Annotated in this window: 4 protein-coding genes; all 4 read left to right on the forward strand. The window is 61.1% G+C overall.

Translation table 11 applies throughout. The features are described 5' to 3' along the window. Positions 1 to 17 precede the first annotated feature (17 nt). Positions 18 to 470, forward strand: a complete 453-nt coding sequence (locus tag EOD15_RS32535) for a YaiI/YqxD family protein (RefSeq protein ID WP_127409214.1) — start codon at positions 18 to 20, stop codon at positions 468 to 470. A gap of 31 nt (positions 471 to 501) precedes the next feature. Beyond that, complete coding sequence (locus EOD15_RS32540) at positions 502 to 1,179, forward strand: DUF1345 domain-containing protein (protein ID WP_127322760.1); 678 nt, start codon at positions 502 to 504, stop codon at positions 1,177 to 1,179. A gap of 97 nt (positions 1,180 to 1,276) precedes the next feature. After that, positions 1,277 to 2,155, forward strand: coding sequence for a cytochrome b/b6 domain-containing protein (locus tag EOD15_RS32545; RefSeq protein WP_127322759.1), 879 nt, complete (start codon positions 1,277 to 1,279; stop codon positions 2,153 to 2,155). 1 nt (position 2,156) lies between these two features. Continuing rightward, a partial coding sequence (locus EOD15_RS32550) for a molybdopterin-dependent oxidoreductase (protein ID WP_148129762.1) occupies positions 2,157 to 2,555 on the forward strand: 399 nt, incomplete at its 3' end.

Raw genomic sequence — 2,555 nt, forward strand, 5'->3', positions numbered from 1 at the left:
TGAGCACACTCCCCGCCATTCTCGTCGATGCAGACGCCTGCCCGGTCAAGGCCGAGGTCGAAAAAGTGGCCGACCGGCATGGCGTCGTTGTCACCTACGTCTCCAATGGCGGCCTGCGGCCATCGCGCGATCCGATGGTCCGCAATGTGGTGGTCTCCAAGGGCGCTGATGCCGCCGACGACTGGATCGTGGACAATGCACGCACCAACGACATTGTGATCACCGCCGACATTCCGCTGGCCGCCCGCGCGGTGGCACTCGGCGCCCATGTGCTTGGGCCAACGGGGCGCCCCTTCACGCCGGAAACGATCGGCATGGCGGTGGCGATGCGTGACCTGAAGCAGCATCTGCGCGAGACCGGCGAAAGCAAGGGCTACAATGCCAGCTTCGCGCCGCAAGACCGGTCGCGGTTTCTCGGCGAACTCGACCGCATCTTGCGGCGGGCGCTCAAATCCGCCACACCAGACTAGAAACCGAGCGCCATCCAAGGTTGGAACCGACATGGCTGCCGAAACCCCGGTGAAGTCTCCCATTCAGCGCCACATGTTGTTCGCTGTGTCGGCCTGCGTTGGCGTTTTTGCGCTTCTCGTGGCGTTGCTGCTGCACGCCCCGCTCGCCTATTCGATCGGCGCCAACTCGTTCTTTGCCGCCTATGTCATTCTCGTCGTCGCCCAGATGCCGAAGTTCACCGGCAGGTATCTGAGCAGGAATGCGCGTGCCACGGACCAGCCGGTGCTGGTCATCTTCGCTGTGACGCTTGTCGTCGTCGGCGTTGCCGTTATCTCATTGTTCCTACTGATCAATCAGAAGGACAGAAGCCATCCCGTCGAGCTCACCTTCGCGCTGCTGTCGATCCCGCTCGGCTGGTTCACCATTCATGCCATGGCAGCGCTCCATTATGCTCATGTCTACTGGATGGACGGCGATGCTGTGGATGCCGAGACCAGGAAGAAAATCCCTGTCGGCGGACTGCTGTTCCCGGGTGACAAACGGCCGGAGGGCTGGGATTTCCTGTACTTCTCGACGGTGATCGGCATGACGGCACAGACCGCCGATACCAACATCTCGACCACGCATATGCGTCGTGTCGTGCTTGTCCATTCCATCCTGTCGTTTTTCTTCAACACGGTCATCGTCGCCGCCGCCGTCAATCTCGCCGTCAGCCTGGGCGGTCCGTAATAAATACGTGATCGGATGAAACATCGGTTTGGATCGCGACGTATCAGGAGGACAATGAACGCGCAGGCCATGCCGCGAGGCCGGGAGACGAAAGACGATGGAATCCGTTGCCAGAAGCCAATCCGCCGCCGATCCAGGCGCTTCTGCGTCGAACGACAAAACGCTGATCTACCGGCAGTCGCGCTGGACGCGGCTGACGCATTGGCTCTGGGCCATCTCCTTGTTCTTCATGCTGCTGTCAGGCCTGCAGATCTTCAATGCCCGTCCGCAGCTCTATATCGGCAAAGAATCGGGCTTCGAATACAGCAACACCATCTTCGCCATCGGCGCCGAGAATTCCGATGCGGGTCCGCGCGGCTACATGGAAATCTTCGGGCATCGCTTCGACACCACTGGCGTGCTCGGCTGGTCGGGTCCGGCCGGCCAGGAGACGTCCCGCGCCTTCCCGTCCTGGGCGACCATCCCATCCTACTATGATCTCGGCACCGCGCGCGTCATCCATTTCTTCTTTGCCTGGATACTGACCACGACGTTGATCGTCTGGTTTGTCGCCAGCACCGTGAACGGCCATCTGCGGCGCGATCTCGCGCCACGCCTCGACGATTTGAAACGATTGCCGCAAGACATCGTCGACCACGCCAAGCTCAAATTCCACCACACGCGCGAATACAACACGCTGCAGAAGATGGCCTATGGCGGGGTGCTGTTCGTGCTGTTGCCGCTGATGATCATCACCGGTCTGGCCATGTCGCCGAGCATGAATTCGGTGCTGCCGTTCCTCAACGATCTGCTCGGTGGCCGGCAGACGGCACGCACCATCCATTTCACCGTCATGGTGCTATTGGTCGCCTTCTTCGTCGTCCATATCCTGATGATCCTGGCCGCCGGCCCGATCAACGAACTGCGCTCGATCATCACCGGCTGGTATCGGACAGATCCTCCCGCACAGGACGATACAGCCGAGAGGAGTGCCTGACATGGCAAAATTCCAGATCAGCCGCCGCAAATTCCTGACCGGTGCCAGTCTTGGCGTCTCCGGCATCATGCTGTCGGGCTGCGACGCCTTCGACAGTCAGCTAGGTGTTGGCAGCGGCCTGCGCAGTTTCCTCGAAAACGCCAATGGCCTGACCTACCGCGCACAGCGGCTGCTTGCCGGAAGTGACGCGCTGGCCCCGGAATTCACCGAGGCCGACATCCGCCAGCCGCAGCGGCCGAATGGTGTCACCGCTCCCGATGACGATGTCTACAAGGGCTTGCTCGCCAACAACTTTGCCGACTGGCGACTGGAGGTTTCAGGCCTTGTCGAGAAGCCGCTATCGCTCAGCCGCGAGCAACTCCAGAATATGCCGAGCCGCACCCAGATCACCCGCCATGAC

This window comes from Mesorhizobium sp. M7A.T.Ca.US.000.02.2.1 (assembly GCF_003996995.1).
Taxonomy (GTDB): Bacteria; Pseudomonadota; Alphaproteobacteria; order Rhizobiales; family Rhizobiaceae; genus Mesorhizobium.